Annotated in this window: 15 protein-coding genes; 4 read left to right on the top strand and 11 right to left on the bottom strand. The window is 71.3% G+C overall.

Translation table 11 applies throughout. The features are described 5' to 3' along the window. Positions 1-99: 99 nt before the first annotated feature. From ACWCO8_RS26985 to ACWCO8_RS27000, 4 genes are all read left to right on the top strand, one after another. The gene (locus ACWCO8_RS26985) at positions 100-825 is read left to right on the top strand and encodes a PIG-L deacetylase family protein (RefSeq protein WP_451034432.1); all 726 of its coding nucleotides are present in this window, start codon (positions 100-102) and stop codon (positions 823-825) included. A 115-nt stretch (positions 826-940) separates the two neighbouring features. Beyond that, entirely contained in the window at positions 941-1,777 is an 837-nt protein-coding gene (locus ACWCO8_RS26990; protein WP_451034433.1) for a hypothetical protein, read from the top strand. 27 nt (positions 1,778-1,804) lie between these two features. Continuing rightward, positions 1,805-2,110, top strand: coding sequence for a hypothetical protein (locus tag ACWCO8_RS26995; protein ID WP_451034434.1), 306 nt, complete (start codon positions 1,805-1,807; stop codon positions 2,108-2,110). Continuing rightward, positions 2,107-2,391, top strand: coding sequence for a hypothetical protein (locus tag ACWCO8_RS27000; protein WP_451034435.1), 285 nt, complete (start codon positions 2,107-2,109; stop codon positions 2,389-2,391). The genes ACWCO8_RS26995 and ACWCO8_RS27000 overlap by 4 nt, the downstream gene beginning before the upstream one ends. 16 nt (positions 2,392-2,407) lie before the next feature. Here the strand turns inward: ACWCO8_RS27000 and ACWCO8_RS27005 are convergent, their stop codons facing one another. The 11 genes from ACWCO8_RS27005 to ACWCO8_RS27055 all read right to left on the bottom strand — a co-directional run bounded on the left by ACWCO8_RS27005 (position 2,408) and on the right by ACWCO8_RS27055 (position 14,963). Next, positions 2,408-3,448: a protein-glutamine glutaminase family protein gene (locus ACWCO8_RS27005; RefSeq protein ID WP_451034436.1), complete on the bottom strand. Its 1,041-nt coding sequence runs from the start codon at positions 3,446-3,448 to the stop codon at positions 2,408-2,410. A 116-nt stretch (positions 3,449-3,564) separates the two neighbouring features. Further along, entirely contained in the window at positions 3,565-5,529 is a 1,965-nt protein-coding gene (locus tag ACWCO8_RS27010; RefSeq protein ID WP_451034437.1) for a WD40 repeat domain-containing serine/threonine protein kinase, read from the bottom strand. Positions 5,530-5,590: 61 nt separating this feature from the next. Next, complete coding sequence (locus ACWCO8_RS27015; RefSeq protein ID WP_451034438.1) at positions 5,591-6,214, bottom strand: LysE/ArgO family amino acid transporter; 624 nt, start codon at positions 6,212-6,214, stop codon at positions 5,591-5,593. Further along, a complete protein-coding gene (locus ACWCO8_RS27020; RefSeq protein WP_451034439.1) occupies positions 6,211-6,543 on the bottom strand; it encodes a DUF2087 domain-containing protein in 333 nt (110 codons plus the stop codon). The genes ACWCO8_RS27015 and ACWCO8_RS27020 overlap by 4 nt, the downstream gene beginning before the upstream one ends. Positions 6,544-6,601: 58 nt before the next feature. Beyond that, on the bottom strand, positions 6,602-6,880 hold the full coding sequence (locus ACWCO8_RS27025; protein ID WP_451034440.1) for a hypothetical protein: 279 nt from the start codon (positions 6,878-6,880) through the stop codon (positions 6,602-6,604). A gap of 87 nt (positions 6,881-6,967) precedes the next feature. After that, positions 6,968-7,624 carry a maleylpyruvate isomerase family mycothiol-dependent enzyme gene (locus ACWCO8_RS27030; RefSeq protein ID WP_451034441.1) on the bottom strand — a complete coding sequence of 219 codons (657 nt, stop codon included), beginning with the start codon at positions 7,622-7,624 and terminating at the stop codon, positions 6,968-6,970. Next, positions 7,624-9,024 carry an adenosylhomocysteinase gene (gene ahcY, locus ACWCO8_RS27035; protein ID WP_451034442.1) on the bottom strand — a complete coding sequence of 467 codons (1,401 nt, stop codon included), beginning with the start codon at positions 9,022-9,024 and terminating at the stop codon, positions 7,624-7,626. Before ahcY ends, ACWCO8_RS27030 begins: the two co-directional genes overlap by 1 nt. A 61-nt stretch (positions 9,025-9,085) precedes the next feature. Further along, entirely contained in the window at positions 9,086-12,544 is a 3,459-nt protein-coding gene (gene metH, locus ACWCO8_RS27040; protein ID WP_451034443.1) for a methionine synthase, read from the bottom strand. Then, positions 12,544-13,533, bottom strand: a complete 990-nt coding sequence (locus tag ACWCO8_RS27045; protein WP_451034444.1) for a carbohydrate kinase family protein — start codon at positions 13,531-13,533, stop codon at positions 12,544-12,546. The genes metH and ACWCO8_RS27045 overlap by 1 nt, the downstream gene beginning before the upstream one ends. Before the next feature lie 3 nt (positions 13,534-13,536). Continuing rightward, a complete protein-coding gene (gene metK / locus ACWCO8_RS27050) occupies positions 13,537-14,721 on the bottom strand; it encodes a methionine adenosyltransferase (protein WP_451034445.1) in 1,185 nt (394 codons plus the stop codon). Then, positions 14,718-14,963: an acyl carrier protein gene (locus ACWCO8_RS27055; protein WP_362007457.1), complete on the bottom strand. Its 246-nt coding sequence runs from the start codon at positions 14,961-14,963 to the stop codon at positions 14,718-14,720. The genes metK and ACWCO8_RS27055 overlap by 4 nt, the downstream gene beginning before the upstream one ends. Position 14,964 lies beyond the last annotated feature (1 nt).

A 14,964-nucleotide genomic window follows, 5' to 3' on the forward strand; every position in this document is an offset into this window, starting at 1 on the left:
TGAACGTACCAAGTTTTTGAATGGCGCGTAAGTGCCATGTCCAGTTCACGCCACGGCATGGCCTTGCGACGCCCCCGCCCCCACCAACACGCTGGCCCCATGGAGGACTTCAACCGCACACCCCCCGAGTCCCTGCTGGTGGTCGCCGCGCACCCGGACGACATCGAGTTCTGCGTCAGCGGCACGGTCATGCGGTGGATCGAGCACGGCACCCGCGTCACGTACTGCATCGTCACGGACGGCGACGCGGGCGGTTACGACGCACGGCTCCCGCGCCAGGCGATGGCGGACCTGCGCCGCGCCGAGCAGGTCCACTCCGCGAAGCTCAGCGGCGTCGCGGACGTCCGCTTCTTCGGCTACCCCGACAGCTTCGTGGAGCCGAGCGTGGAGCTCCGCCGCGACCTGTGCCGGGTCATCCGCGAGGTGCGCCCGCAGCGGGTGATCATCCCCTCCCCCGAGATCAACTGGGCCCGCGCGGCGGACCTCCACCCGGACCACCGCGCGGTCGGCGACGCGGGCCTCCGCGCGGTCTACCCGGAGGCCCGCAACCCCTTCGCGCACCCCTCCCTCCTCAAGGAGGAGGGCCTGGAGCCGTGGACCGTCCACGAGCTGTGGCTGATGACGGGCCCGACGCCCAATCAGTACGTGGACGTCACCACGGTCTTCGACCGCAAGGTGGAGGCCCTGCGCATCCACACCTCGCAGACGGCCCATTTCGACGACCTGGCGGGCCTGTTGCGGACCTGGCTCGCCGAACACGCGAGGGCGGGAGGCCTGCCGCCGGGCCGGACGGCGGAGGCCTTCCAGATCGTCCGCATCGACTGAGCGACAGCGGCCACGACCAGGCCAACCCGACCCGTTCGGACACAGAGCGGCTGTACCGGCCCGGTATTGTGCTCGCTGTTGTTTTGAGGAGACACGTGCCGCGGGGGGATGTCGGGTGAGCGGGACACGACACATATCGGGTGATCGGCGTACGGCCGGAGGGGCGCTGAGGGCCTTCCTGACCGGCTCGGCGGGGAATCCCGGTGACGAGTTCGGCCTGGCGCGCGTCGAGGACGGTCTGATGAGCCGGATCCAGCTCGCCCGGACGGTGCTCGGACTGGCCGCCGCCGTCGGGCTGTTCGTGGCGTACCCCCTGAGCAGCGACGGGGAGGACTACGTGCTCGGCAAGCTCCTGGAACTGGGGCTGGCCTGCGGGATCCTGCTGGTCGGGACCGTCATCGGCATCATGGTGTTCCTCGCCGCGAGCACCCGGGACAGGCGCCGCCACTTCGCGGCGCGGCTGCACACCCCGATCCTGTCGGCCCTCGCGCTCGCCCTCGGTCCGTTCGCGCTGTGGGTGACGTTCCTGACCCTGAAGGGCGAGACGATCAACGGTGAGGACCTGAAGGGCTTCTTCGAGTCGATCACCGGCCCCGGGTGGATCTCCACGATCCTGTCGTTCCTGGTCCTGGTCGTCGGCGCGCTCGCGGCCCTCGTCGTCCTGATCGTCTCGATCCCGTACACGGTCGTCGTCGCCTACGCCTGCGTCGCCACCTGCTTCCGCGCCTCCGACGTGCACCAGCTGCTTCCGGCGCTGCTCGCACCGCTCCTCGTCTGGTCGCTCTTCGCCTTCCAGCTGTTCAGCGGCCCGGACATCGCCGCGCCTCCGGAGGTGCTGTACGCGTTCATGGTCGGCGGCCCGCTGTCGGTGACCGCGCTGTCGGTCTGGGAGGTACGGCGCCTGCGCAGCCGCCACGGCATCACGCTGCGGGTGGCGCTGGGCCGCGCGTGACGCGCTCTGCGCATGCGCGTGGCTCGTGTGAAGCTGGAGGTGGGGGCCGGCGCGACGCACTCAGGCGAGGCAGAAATGACAGCGTCCGAGCAACGCAACACGACTGACATCATCCCGGAGGAGTTCGGCGGCCTGCTCGCGGAATTCCGTGGCCTGCTCGAGAAGTATCCCGATGCGGACCAGCACTTCTCGCTCGCGTACCACCCCACGGGCAAGGGCGACGACGCGGGAACGACGACTCTGACCACGACGGCGGGAAGCCATCAGCCGGTCTTCGAGTGCCCGGAGATCGAACCCGGCTTCGTGGTGTGCGAGCGCGTCGACAAGCAATGACCGCCGCACTCTCCCTCTGGTCCCGGGACTCCGTCCTGTCCATCGGCTCGGTGGGCTCGGTCCTGTCCATCGGCTCCGTGGGCTCGGCACTCTCCATCGGTTCGATCGGCTCGGCCGCGTCCGTGGCCTCGGTCGGCTCCTGGCTGAGCGCCGGCTCGCTCCTGTCCGCCCAGTCCTGCTGGTCCGTCATGTCCTGGCGTTCCCGCGGCGGGGTCATGGCAGCGGGCGCGCTCACCCTCGGCGGCGCCCTCCTGCTGGCCTCGCACGCGCGGAAGCGGTGAGGAGCGACGGGGATTCTCAGGCCCCGCCCATGTACTCCACGGCGCTGTTGGCGTCCGGACGGTTGTCCCGACCCGGCTTGCCGAGGAATCCCCAGGCGGTCTGATGGACGTCCGCGTCCACGTCGACCTGGACGCGCCTGGCCCACTCGCTCAAGGTGAGCGGGCCCGAACGGGAGAAGACGGGGTCGATGACCAGCACCCCGTCCGCGGTCGTCACCGAGGCCGCGACGTGGTGGTTCCACTGGTGATCCGTGTGCAGCCGGGCCCCCGACGAGGTGGCCCAGTGCTTCGAGAGGTGGTGGGCGGCGAGCGCAGGCGAGGCCTCGGCGAACGCCAGACAGATCGCGTGGGCCCGGTCCTCACAGCCGTCCTCGCCCACCTGGGCGCCTGCGCCGCCGAAGGCGGGCTGCAGTTCGGACCAGAGCGCCTGGACGTTCTCCTCCGTCGGAAGCTCCTCGGACGGGAACTCCTGCGCGAGATAGCCGAGCTGCGCGTCGAGCCTGCTCAGGTAGTTCTTCTTCGAAGGGCTGTCGGGCTTCGCACTGATGAGCCGGATGGCCTCGTTCACGGTCTCCACCGACATCATGGGGGCCAGGTTCCGGAGGAGGCTGATCATCTCCAGCTTGTCCTCGGCGGCCCTCACGACGCGCTCGGGAGCGCCCTTCTCGTCCATCTCCTCGAGGAGCCCCATGGTCTTGCTCTGCTGCCTGCCGAGCAGTTCGACGTACTCCGCCGAGAACTGCTCCTCCCACTCCTCCTCGGAAGAGGACTCCATGTCCTCGGAGGAGGACTCGGCCTCCCGCAGGTGCTTCGGCTCCTCCTGCTCCTCCGCCGACGGGGACACCCTGCGCTTGCGCCCCTGCGGCGCCTCCATGCGCTGGACCGCCGCAGTGACCGCCGCGTTCCCCCAACTGCTCTGCAGCGGAGACAGGTCCGAGGTACGGCCGGGCTGGAGGAGCCCCGGCCCCGCGGTCACGGCCTCCGCGCGGTCCGCGGCACGCGACGACTCGGGCGCCGTCCCCGGCTTGCGCCGCTCGTTCCGAGCCGACCTGCGCATCGACCGCTCCTTCCTCCGCCCCTTCGACAGGGGGCCTCACCATCCTCACCGCCCACGGCGGTGCGTGTCGCCGCCCGCGAGGGCAGACCCGCGGGCAATCCGGCTTCCTGCGGGCGTCAGCTGCGGCGGTAGAGGTCGACGCCACCCTCCCGGCCCAGGGCGATGGTCCGGCCGTCGGGGCTGAGGGCCACCGCGTCGGCCCTGGCCGCCTCCTTGATCGTCTGCCGCTCGGTGCGGTTCACGGGGTCCCACAGCTGGAGCCGGTCGCCGGCGGTGACCGCCGCCCTTCCGTCGCCGCTGAACGCGACGGCTCTGGCGAGCAGACCGAAGCCCGTGAAGGCGGTGCGCTTGCGCGTGGCGATGTCCCACTGTTCGAGATCGGCGGCGGCGAGGCCGTACAGCTTCGTGCCGTCAGGGCTGAACGCCAACCCCTCCATCCAGCCGTTCCTGTCTTCCGGGGCATCGCGCAGAACGACCGGCGGCTTGCCCGGCACCGTATCCGACAGCATGACGCCTTCGTCGTACGTGCCGATGGCCAGGGTCTTGCCGTCGGAGGAGAACGCCAGCGCCGTCACCCCGCCGCCGTCGAGCCCGTCGAGGGTGGCGACGAGCTCGCGGGTACGGACGTCCCAGAGCCACACCGCACGCGTGGCACCTCCCCCGGTGGCGAGCATGGCTCCGTCCGGGCTGAAGGCGAGGGTCGACACGTACTGGCCGAGGCTGTCGGGAAGCAGCGGTGCCTTCGGGACCGTGAGTGTCGCGCGCACCCGTCGAGTGGTCGTGTCCCACAGCCGGATGGTGCGGTCGTTGCCCGCGGAGGCAAGGGTCGCTCCATCGGGGCTGAAGACGACTGCTCCGGCCTTGTAGCTGCCCGTGTCGAGCGTGTCGGCCACGGGGGCGGTCGCGAAATCGGCGCTGGTCCAGAGGTAGATGGTGCCTTCCGCCGCCCCTGCGGCGATCGTCTTGCCGTCGGGACTGTAGGCCAGCGACTCGATCCGCTTCTCCGGGCCGTCGAGGGTGAGGGACGGGGTCGTCGCGAACGGCCCCTCGGCGCCCTTCCCGTCCTTCCCCGCGTCTCCCTCGCCGGCCCGGTCCACGAGTTCCGCGATCGCGGGCCCGCCGACACCGACGACCACCGCAAGCCCGCCGATCAGCAGCCTGCGACGGCTGGGAGTGGACCCCGAAGCGCGGGCGGGCGCGTCGACCGGCTGGTCCAGCACGGTCGGGGTCCGGTTGACGACTCTCGGGGCGTCCCGCGTACGCGGCCTCTTCAGCCGCTCCAGCCACTCCGCCGTAGCCGCCGCGTCGGGTCGCTCGGCCGGCGACTTCGCCATCAGCGCTGCCAGCAACTCGGCCAGCGGGCCCGCGTGCACGGACCGGGGCGTCGGCTGGGTGAGGACGGCCACGATGATCGCGGTCAGCGACGGCCCGTCGAAGGGCGGGCGCCCCTCCAGCGTCGCGTACAGGGTCGCGCCCAGCGCCCACATGTCCGCCGGCGGCCCGACCGGCTTGCCCTCAAGCTGTTCCGGCGGCATGAACTGCGGGGTGCCGATGACCGTGTTCGTACGGGTCAGCTGTTGCGTGGAGTCCAGGACCCGGGCGATCCCGAAGTCCGTGATGACCGGCCGCTCGCCGCCGGCAAGCAGCACGTTGTCCGGCTTCAGATCCCGGTGCACGACCCCGGCCGCGTGCGCGTGGCCCAGCGCGTCCACCAGCGTCGCGGCGATCGCCGCCGTGCGCTCCCACGACAGCCGGCCCTCACGGGCGAGCAACCCGGCCAACGAAGGCCCCGCCACGAACTCCATGACGATCCAGGGCGCGCCCTCGTACTCCGTCACGTCGTGGACCGTCACGATCCCCGGATGCCGCAGCCGGGCCGCGGTCCGCGCCTCCCGCTCCGTACGGGCGATCAACTCGGCCCGCAGCTCGGGCGGTACGGCCTCGAAGAGGACCTCCTTGACCGCGACCTCACGGTCGAGGACCTCGTCACGGGCCCGCCACACCCGGCCCATGCCTCCGCGCCCGACCGCCTCGACCAGGCGATAGCGCCCGCTGACCAGCTGACCCGCAGCCCCCGGCATGCCAACTCCCCCGTACGCAAAAGGATATCGACGGTATCCTTCCAGAGGTGCCCTGATCCGGTCAGCTCACCAAGTGCACCGCCAGGCCCGCGATCAGCGTGCTCGACACCAACGCCGTCGCCAGGCGGCCCCTCGGGCCCGTCAGGCCGCGGCCGAGGAGTGCGCCGCCGGAGGCCAGGAAGAGTTGCCAGCTCGCGGAGGCGACCAGGGCCGCCAGGACGAAGACCGTACGGTCCAGGGAGGTCGACGGGCCCTCCGGGCCGGTCGCCAGGATCAGGGCCGCGAAGTAGATCACGGTCATCGGGTTGAGGATCGTGATCCCCAGGAAGGTCGCGTACGCCCTGAGGGGGGTCAGGCCCCGCTCCTCGGCGCCGGCCGCCTGGGTCTGCGCCCCGTACGCCCGTACCGCCGTCCACGCCCCTCGCGCCGCCAGGGCTACCAGGACCACCGCCGACGCCCAGCGCAGCGGGGTCGTCACCGGGGCGAGCAGGGGGACCAGGGCCGAGCCGCCCAGGACGGCCACCAGGGCGTACACGCCGTCCGCGGTCGCCACCCCGAGGGCCGCGCCCGCTCCCGTACGCCAGCCCGTGCGTGCCGTGACCGCCACCAGGTAGGCGCCCACCGCGCCGACCGGGATGGCGATGCCGTAGCCGGCCAGCAGGCCGGCCACCAGCGCGGCGCTCACGCCACGGCGGGGATCGTGCCTCCGGGGGAGCCGGCCTGCTGCTGGGTGGGCTTGAGGGCCCGGCGATAGGCGGAGCCGTCCCTCGTACGGGAGAGTTCGCCGCCGGTCACGAGGTAGCGGCGCAGCGCCGGGAAGTCCTCGTGGACGGTGAGCAGCGCCTCGTTCACCTCGCGCTCGCTGTACGCGCGCGACGGCTCGAAGAGCGTCTCCGCCAGGTGCGCGAGGAGCTGCGCCCGACGCGGGGCCTTGCGCGGGATCGCCTTCAGGCGTCCTTCGGCGGAGAACAGGTCCCCCACGGAGGGGGAGGAGGGGGAGGCATGGGAAGTCATGCGGTGAAGGGTGGCCTCCGGCGTCCCGGCCCGGCAATGGATTTTCCGGGGCCCGCCGCTACCTCGTGATCACGTTCACCGCGTCCTGGACCTTCGGGATCGCCGTCGGCATCCCCGCCGACTGGAAGATCGGCATCGCCTTCTCCGTGAACGCGACGAACGACTCCCGCGACTCCCAGAAGTCCACGACCCGCCAGCCGCCGCTGCCGTCCGGGCCCGCCGCGTGGGCGATGAAGCCGTCGGCCGGCCACCAGGGCGCCGCGTCGATCTGGGCGTTGACCTGCTCGTACATCTGCTGCGTGGCGCCCGGGAACTCGACCGTGACGATGACCGGCATGCTGGTGCTCCCGTTCTGCGTGGGCGTGGGTACTCCTCAGTCGAGCAGGACCCGCCGCCCTCCGCATCGTGACCGGCGCCGAAAGGGCTACCGGTAGATCAGCAGCTCCTGCTCCGTCGCGCCCGTCAGCTCGTACCGCGTGCCGACCAGGGGGCGGCCCGAGTAGATCCGTACGAGCGTCGCCGCGTCGCCCCAGTAGTGCGCCGGGGCGCGGCCCTCCACCGGGCCGCCGAGGACGAGCGGCTCGGCCCGGCCCGTCAGGGTGGCCACGAGCGCGGGGGTGTCCCGGCGGCGGCTCGTGACCGCCAGCAGAGGGAGGGCCAGGTCCAGGCTCGCCGCCCCGCCGTACGCGCCCGGTTCGCCGAAGGCCTCCCGTACGTCTCCGGCGTGGACCCACTCCCCCAGCGCCACGGCGTCCAGCGTGCCGTCCTCCGTCGCCGCGATCACCGGGCCGGCCTCCGTGAGGCCGCGCTCCAGTTCGTCGAGGATCCGGGCCGGCGGCCACTCCTCCCGCTCGGCGACGTCGGCCGCGTTGGACTCCGGCAGGAAGACGCCCTCCTCCAGGCGGCCCTCGACGATCCGGACCAGGGCCGCCGCACAGTGTGCAAGGACCTGCCGGGCGGTCCAGCCCGGGCAGGCGGTGCGCAGCTCGAACGATTCCTCCGGTGTCCGGCGCAGCAGCGGCATCAGCGCGTCCCGTTCCGTCCGCAGCAGCCGGTCCGGGAGCCATGGGTCGGCGCGCATCAGTAGCGGTAGTGGTCGGGCTTGTACGGGCCGCTCACCGGCACCCCGATGTATGCCGCCTGCTCGGGGCGCAGCTCGGTCAGCCGCACGCCGAGCGCGTCCAGGTGGAGCCGGGCGACCTTCTCGTCCAGGTGCTTGGGGAGGACGTACACATCCGTCGGGTACTCCTCCGGCTTCGTGAAGAGCTCGATCTGGGCCAGCGTCTGGTCCGCGAACGAGTTCGACATCACGAAGGACGGGTGGCCGGTCGCGTTGCCCAGGTTCAGCAGGCGGCCCTCGGAGAGCACGATCACCACCTTGCCGTCCGGGAACGTCCACGTGTGGACCTGCGGCTTCACCTCGTCCTTCACGATCCCGGGGATCCGGGCGAGCCCCGCCATGTCGATCTCGTTGTCGAAGTGACCGATGTTGCCGACGATCGCCTGGTGCTTCATGCGGGCGATGTCCGACGCCATGACGACGTCCTTGTTGCCCGTGGTGGTGACGAAGATGTCCGCCGTCTCCAGCACCTCCTCCAGCGTCGTCACCTGGTAGCCGTCCATCGCCGCCTGCAGCGCGCAGATCGGGTCGATCTCGGTGACGATCACGCGGGCGCCCTGGCCGCGCAGCGACTCCGCGCACCCCTTGCCCACGTCCCCGTACCCGCAGACCACCGCCGTCTTGCCGCCGATCAGCACGTCCGTCGCCCGGTTGATGCCGTCGATGAGCGAGTGGCGGCAGCCGTACTTGTTGTCGAACTTCGACTTCGTCACGGCGTCGTTCACGTTGATCGCCGGGAAGAGGAGCCCGCCCGCCCTGTGCATCTCGTACAGGCGGTGGACGCCCGTCGTGGTCTCCTCCGTCACGCCGCGAATGCCGGCCGCCAGAGCCGTCCAGTCCAGCTTCGTGTTCTTCAACAGATCGAGGACCACGCGCAGTTCGTCGTTCTCGGCCGTCGACGGGTCCGGGACCTCGCCCGCCTTCTGGTACTCCACACCCTTGTGGACGAGCAGCGTCGCGTCACCGCCGTCGTCCAGGATCATGTTCGGGCCGCCGGTCGGCGAGTCCGGCCAGGTCAGGGCCTGTTCCGTGCACCACCAGTACTCCTCGAGGGTCTCGCCCTTCCAGGCGAAGACCGGGATCCCGGCCGCCGCGATCGCCGCCGCCGCGTGGTCCTGGGTCGAGTAGATGTTGCAGGACACCCACCGGACCCGGGCCCCGAGCGCGACCAGCGTCTCGATCAGGACGGCCGTCTGCACGGTCATGTGCAGCGAGCCCGTGATCCGCGCCCCGGCCAGCGGCCGGCTCGCGGCGAACTCCCGGCGGATCGCCATCAGGCCGGGCATCTCGTGCTCGGCGAGGGTGATCTCCTTGCGGCCGAACTCCGCCAGGGACAGGTCCGCGACCTTGAAATCAGGCATGAAACAGAACTCCTCGAAGTCAGAAGAGAGAAAACAGAGGGGGGTGGGGTCGTCGACGTCGTCAGCGTCTGCCGCCCGCGTTGAAGTAGCTCGCCTCCGGGTGGTGCACCACGAACGCGTCCGTCGACTGCTCCGGATGCAGCTGGTACTCCTCCGACAGCTCGACCCCGATCCGCTCGGGCCGCAGCAGCGCCGCGATCTTCGCCCGGTCCTCCAGGTCGGGGCAGGCGGGGTAGCCGAGGGAGTAGCGGCAGCCCTGGTACTCCGTACGGAACATGCCGGCCATGGCCTTCGGGTCCGCGCCGCCGATGCCCCACTCGGCGCGCACGCGCGCGTGCCAGTGTTCGGCCAGGGCCTCCGCCAACTGCACGGACAGGCCGTGGAGTTCGAGGTAGTCGCGGTAGGCGTCGGCGGCGAAGAGCCGGGCCGTCTCCTCGCCGATCCGGGAGCCGACCGTGACGACCTGGAGGGCCACCACGTCCACCTCCCCGGAGTCCTCGGCGCGGAAGAAGTCGGCCAGGCAGAGGCGGCGGCCCCGCTGTTGGCGGGGGAAGGAGAAGCGGGTCCGCTCGCCTCCGTCCTCGTCCAGGACGATCAGGTCGTCGCCCTTGGACACACAGGGGAACCAGCCGTACACGACGGCCGCTTCGGTCAGGGCCTCCCGCTCGACCCGGTCCAGCAGAGCCGCCAATCGGGCCCGGCCCTCCGACTCGATCGTCGCGGGGTCCTTCAGCCCCCACTGGCCCTTGAACAGGGCGCCCTCGTCCAGCCAGGGCGCGTACGCGGTGAGCGGGATGCCCGTGACGACCCGCGTGCCGAGGAACGGCGGCTCCGGTACGGGGTTGTCGACGGCCACGTCCGAGCGGCCGGCCGGCTCCGGCTCCCGTACGGCGAGCACGGGCGTGGCCCGCTTCGGCACCCTGCGCTGTTTCAGCGCCGGCAGTACGGCCCCGGGCACGCCCCGCCTGACCGCCATCAGCGCGTCCATCAGGCGCAGGCCCTCGAAGGCGTCGCGGGCGTAGCGGACCTCGCCCTCGTACAGCTCGTGCAGGTCCTGTTCGACGTACGCCCTGGTCAGCGCCGCGCCGCCGAGGATCACGGGGAACTTTGACGCGAGGCCGCGGCCGTTCAGCTCCTCCAGGTTCTCCTTCATGATCACCGTGGATTTCACCAGCAGGCCCGACATGCCGATGACGTCCGCGCGGTGCTCCTCGGCGGCCTCCAGGATCGCCGAGACCGGCTGCTTGATCCCCAGGTTCACCACGTCGTAGCCGTTGTTGGACAGGATGATGTCGACGAGGTTCTTTCCGATGTCGTGGACGTCTCCGCGCACGGTGGCGAGGACGATCGTGCCCTTGCCGTCCGCGTCCTCGTCGGAGCGCTCCATGTGCGGTTCGAGATACGCCACCGCCGTCTTCATGACCTCCGCCGACTGGAGCACGAACGGCAGCTGCATCTGGCCCGAGCCGAAGAGCTCGCCGACCGTCTTCATGCCGTCGAGCAGCACCTCGTTGACGATCTCCAGTGCCGGCCGTTCCACCAGAGCGGCGTCCAGGTCGGCCTCCAGGCCGTTCTTCTCGCCGTCCACGATCCGGCGCTTCAGCCGCTCCTCCAGCGGCAGCGCGAGCAGTTCCTCGGCCTTCCCGGCCTTCAGGGACTTCGCCGTCGCGCCCTCGAAGAGTTCGAGGAGCCGTTGCAGCGGGTCGTAGCCGTCCCTGCGCCGGTCGTGGATCAGGTCGAGCGCGACCTCCACCTGCTCCGGCTCCAGGCGCGCGATCGGCAGGATCTTCGAGGCGTGCACGATCGCCGAGTCGAGGCCCGCCTTCACGCACTCGTCGAGGAAGACCGAGTTGAGGACGATCCGCGCGGCCGGGTTGAGGCCGAAGGAGATGTTGGAGAGCCCCAGGGTCGTCTGGACGTCCGGGTGGCGGCGCTTGAGTTCGCGGATGGCCTCGATGGTGTGGACGCCGTCGCGCCGGGACTCCTCCTGGCCGGTGCAGATCGTGAACGTCAGACAGTCGATCAGCAGGTCCGACTCCCTGAACCCCCACGTCCGGGTCAGCTCGGTGATGATCCGCTCGGCGATCGCGACCTTCGCCTCGGCCGTCCTCGCCTGCCCCGCCTCGTCGATGGTCAGCGCCATCAGCGCCGCCCCGTGCTCCTTGGCGAGCGCCGTGACCTGCGCGAACCGCGACTCGGGCCCGTCGCCGTCCTCGTAGTTGACGGAGTTGATCACGGCCCGCCCGCCGAGCTTCTCCAGGCCCGCGCGGAGCACCGCGACCTCGGTCGAGTCGAGGACGATCGGCAGGGTGGAGGCGGTGGCGAAGCGGCCGGCCAGCTCGGCCATGTCGGCCACGCCGTCCCGGCCCACGTAGTCGACGCACAGGTCGAGCATGTGCGCGCCCTCGCGGACCTGGTCGCGCGCCATCTCGACGCAGTCGTCCCAGCGGCCCTCCAGCATCGCCTCGCGGAACTTCTTCGAGCCGTTGGCGTTGGTCCGCTCCCCGATCGCCAGGTACGCGGTGTCCTGCCGGAACGGCACATGGCCGTAGAGCGAGGACGCGCCGGGCTCCGCGACCGGGGTACGGGCCGGGACGGCCGCGCCCCGCACCCGCTCGACGATCGCGCGCAGGTGCTCCGGGGTCGTACCGCAGCAGCCGCCGACGAGCACGGCGCCGCACTCCCGTACGAACCGCTCCTGCGCGTCGGCTAGTTCGGCCGGCGAGAGCGGGTAGTGGGCGCCGTCGGAGGTGAGCACGGGGAGCCCCGCGTTCGGCATCACCGAGACGGGGATGCCCGCGTGCCGGGACAGGTACCGCAGGTGCTCGGTCATCTCGGCTGGTCCGGTGGCGCAGTTGAGGCCGATCATGTCGATGCCGAGCGGCTCCAGGGCGGTCAGCGCCGCCCCGATCTCGGAACCCAGCAGCATCGTCCCGGTGGTCTCCACCGTGACCTGCACGATCAGCGGCAGGTCGAGCGCGCACCACTCCAGGGCCCGGCGGGCGCCGATGACGGCCGCCTTCGTCTGGAGCAGGTCCTGCGAGGTCTCGATCAGCAGGGCGTCGGCGCCGCCCCGGATCAGCCCCTCGGCGTTCTGCTGGTACGCCTCGCGCAGCGGCTCGTACGCGATGTGGCCGAGGGTCGGCAGCTTCGTCCCCGGCCCCATGGAGCCGAGGACCCAGCGGGGCCTGCCGTCGGCCGCGGTGTGGGCGTCGGCGGCGGTACGGGCGATCCTGGCACCGGCCTCGGACAGTTCGTAGACCCGTTCCTCGACGCCGTACTCCGCGAGCGCGGCCAGGTTCGCCCCGAAGGTGTTGGTCTCCACGCAGTCCACGCCCACGGAGAAGTACGCGTCGTGGACGGCGGCGACGATGTCGGGCCGGGTCACGTTCAGGACCTCGTTGCAGCCCTCCAGGCCCGTGAAGTCGTCCATCGTCGGGTCGGCGGCCTGGAGCATGGTGCCCATGGCGCCGTCGGCGACGACGACCCGGCGCCCGAGCTCCGCCCGCAGGGAAGACATCACGACAACCCCCTCAGGTGGACCAGGAGTTCGGCGGTGCGGCCGAGCCCGTACGTCGTCCTGATCCGGTCCAGGAGCGGCTCCCGGTGCAGCCGGTACTCCTGCGTCCCCACGTAGTCGAGGACGGTCGCCGCCACCGCGCAGCCCAGCTGCGCCGCGCACCGCTCGGGCACGCCCCAGGCCGTGCCGGCGAGGAACCCGGCCCGGAACGCGTCGCCGACCCCGGTCGGGTCGACCACCCCGGGCACCTCCACCGCCGGTACGGACAGGGCGTCCCCGTCCCCGTCCTCGCGGCGGATCCGGACGCCGGACGCGCCGTGCGTGGTGACCCAGGCGCCGACCCGGCGCAGGATCTCCGGCTCCGACCAGCCCGCCTTCTCGCCCAGCAGGGCCGTCTCGTACTCGTTGGTGAACAGCCACCGCGCGCCCTCCACCAGCCCCCGCACCTCCTCCCGGCCGAGCCGCGCCAGCTGCTGCGACGGATCGGCGGCGAACGGGATCCCGAGCTCGCGGCAGGTGCGGGTGTGCCGGAGCATGGCCTCGGGGTCGTCCGGGGAGACCAGGACCAGATCCAGACGCCCGGTCCGGGCGACGACCTCCCGCAGATCGATCTCGCGGGCCTCGGCCATCGCTCCGGCGTAGAAGGTGGCGATCTGGTTCTGCGCCCGGTCGGTGGTACAGACGAAGCGGGCGGTGTGGAGGGCGGAGCTGACCCGCACCGAGTCGGTGTCGACCCCGTGGTCCTTCAGCCAGACCCGGTACGGCTCGAAGTCGGCGCCGACCGCGCCCACCAGGACCGGGCGCAGCCCGAGGACACCGAGCCCGAAGGCGATGTTCGCTGCCACTCCGCCGCGTCTGACCTCCAGGTTGTCGGCGAGGAACGACAGGGAGACCCGGTCGAGCCGGTCGGCGAGCAGCTGCTCGCTGAACCAGCCGGGGAAGGTCATCAGATGGTCGGTCGCGATGGACCCCGTGACAGCGATCCGCATCCCCTACACCCCCGCGGCTTTCCCGAGACCCGCGGCCTTCTTGAGCGCTTCCACGCGGTCCGCGCGCTCCCAGGTGAACTCGGGGAGCTCGCGCCCGAAGTGCCCGTACGCCGAGGTCGTCGCGTAGATCGGCCGCTTCAGGTCCAGGTCGCGGATGATCGCGGCCGGCCGCAGGTCGAAGACCTCGCTGACCGCGTCCTGGATCGCCGCGTCCGGGAGCGTGCCCGTGCCGAAGGTCTCCACGAACAGGCCGACCGGCTCCGCCTTGCCGATCGCGTACGCCACCTGCACCTCGCAGCGGCGCGCGAGTCCGGCCGCGACGACGTTCTTGGCGACCCAGCGCATCGCGTACGCGGCGCTGCGGTCCACCTTCGACGGGTCCTTGCCGGAGAACGCGCCGCCGCCGTGCCGGGCCATGCCGCCGTACGTGTCGATGATGATCTTGCGGCCGGTGAGGCCCGCGTCGCCCATCGGCCCGCCGACCTCGAACCGGCCGGTCGGGTTCACCAGGAGCCGGTAGCCGTCGGACTCCAGGTTGACGCCCTCCTCGGCGAGCGCCTTCAGCTCGGCCTCGACGACGAACTCCCGTACGTCCGGGGTCAGCAGCCCCTCCACGCTGATGTCCGACGCGTGCTGCGAGGAGACGACGACGGTGTCGAGCCGGACCGGGCGGTCCCCGTCGTACTCGATGGTGACCTGCGTCTTGCCGTCAGGACGCAGGTACGGAACGGTCCCGTCCTTGCGGACCGCCGTGAGCCGGCGCGCGAGCCGGTGGGCGAGGGCGATCGGCAGCGGCATCAGCTCGGCCGTGTCGTCGCAGGCGTACCCGAACATCAGGCCCTGGTCGCCGGCCCCGCCGGTGTCCACGCCCTGCGCGATGTCGGGCGACTGGGCGCCGATGGAGACGGAGACCCCGCAGGAGGCGCCGTCGAAGCCCTTCATGGACGAGTCGTAGCCGATGTCGAGGATCGCCTCCCGCACCAGCTTCGCGATCGGCGCGTACGCGGTGGTGGTCACCTCGCCCGCGATGTGGACGAGACCCGTGGTGAGCAGGGTCTCCACCGCGACCCGGGCGTCCGGGTCGTCGGTGAGGAGCGCGTCCAGGATGGTGTCGCTGATCCGGTCGGCGATCTTGTCGGGGTGGCCCTCGGTCACCGACTCGGAGGTGAAGAGCCGCCGGCTGCTCATGCCTTCACCTGGGCCTTGAAGAAGTGCTCCTCGATCGCGGCGAGGGTACGGATGGAGTCGACCTCCAGGGTCTCCATCTGGATCGCCCTCCCGCACTGCTGCTCCAGGAGGAAGACGAACTCGACGAAGGACAGCGAGTCGATGAGCCGGTTCTCGATCAGGTCGAGGTCGTCGGCGATGTCGGACCGCTCGGGGTGCCGGTCCAGGATCCAGTTCTTCACCTGCTGCAGGCCGTCGGACATG

This window comes from Streptomyces sp. NPDC001927 (assembly GCF_053594455.1).

Coding starts and splice junctions, on each gene's coding strand:
- ACWCO8_RS27025 (WP_451034440.1), bottom strand. CDS start 6,880: ATGCCGGTCATCGTCACGGTCGAGTTCCCGGGCGCCACGCAGCAGATG.
- metH (WP_451034443.1), bottom strand. CDS start 12,544: ATGTCTTCCCTGCGGGCGGAGCTCGGGCGCCGGGTCGTCGTCGCCGAC.
- ACWCO8_RS26985 (WP_451034432.1), top strand. CDS start 100: ATGGAGGACTTCAACCGCACACCCCCCGAGTCCCTGCTGGTGGTCGCC.
- ACWCO8_RS27010 (WP_451034437.1), bottom strand. CDS start 5,529: ATGCCGGGGGCTGCGGGTCAGCTGGTCAGCGGGCGCTATCGCCTGGTC.
- ACWCO8_RS27030 (WP_451034441.1), bottom strand. CDS start 7,624: ATGCGCGCCGACCCATGGCTCCCGGACCGGCTGCTGCGGACGGAACGG.
- ACWCO8_RS27045 (WP_451034444.1), bottom strand. CDS start 13,533: ATGCGGATCGCTGTCACGGGGTCCATCGCGACCGACCATCTGATGACC.
- metK (WP_451034445.1), bottom strand. CDS start 14,721: ATGAGCAGCCGGCGGCTCTTCACCTCCGAGTCGGTGACCGAGGGCCAC.
- ACWCO8_RS27055 (WP_362007457.1), bottom strand. CDS start 14,963: ATGTCCGACGGCCTGCAGCAGGTGAAGAACTGGATCCTGGACCGGCAC.
- ACWCO8_RS27020 (WP_451034439.1), bottom strand. CDS start 6,543: ATGACTTCCCATGCCTCCCCCTCCTCCCCCTCCGTGGGGGACCTGTTC.
- ACWCO8_RS27005 (WP_451034436.1), bottom strand. CDS start 3,448: ATGCGCAGGTCGGCTCGGAACGAGCGGCGCAAGCCGGGGACGGCGCCC.
- ahcY (WP_451034442.1), bottom strand. CDS start 9,024: ATGCCTGATTTCAAGGTCGCGGACCTGTCCCTGGCGGAGTTCGGCCGC.
- ACWCO8_RS27000 (WP_451034435.1), top strand. CDS start 2,107: ATGACCGCCGCACTCTCCCTCTGGTCCCGGGACTCCGTCCTGTCCATC.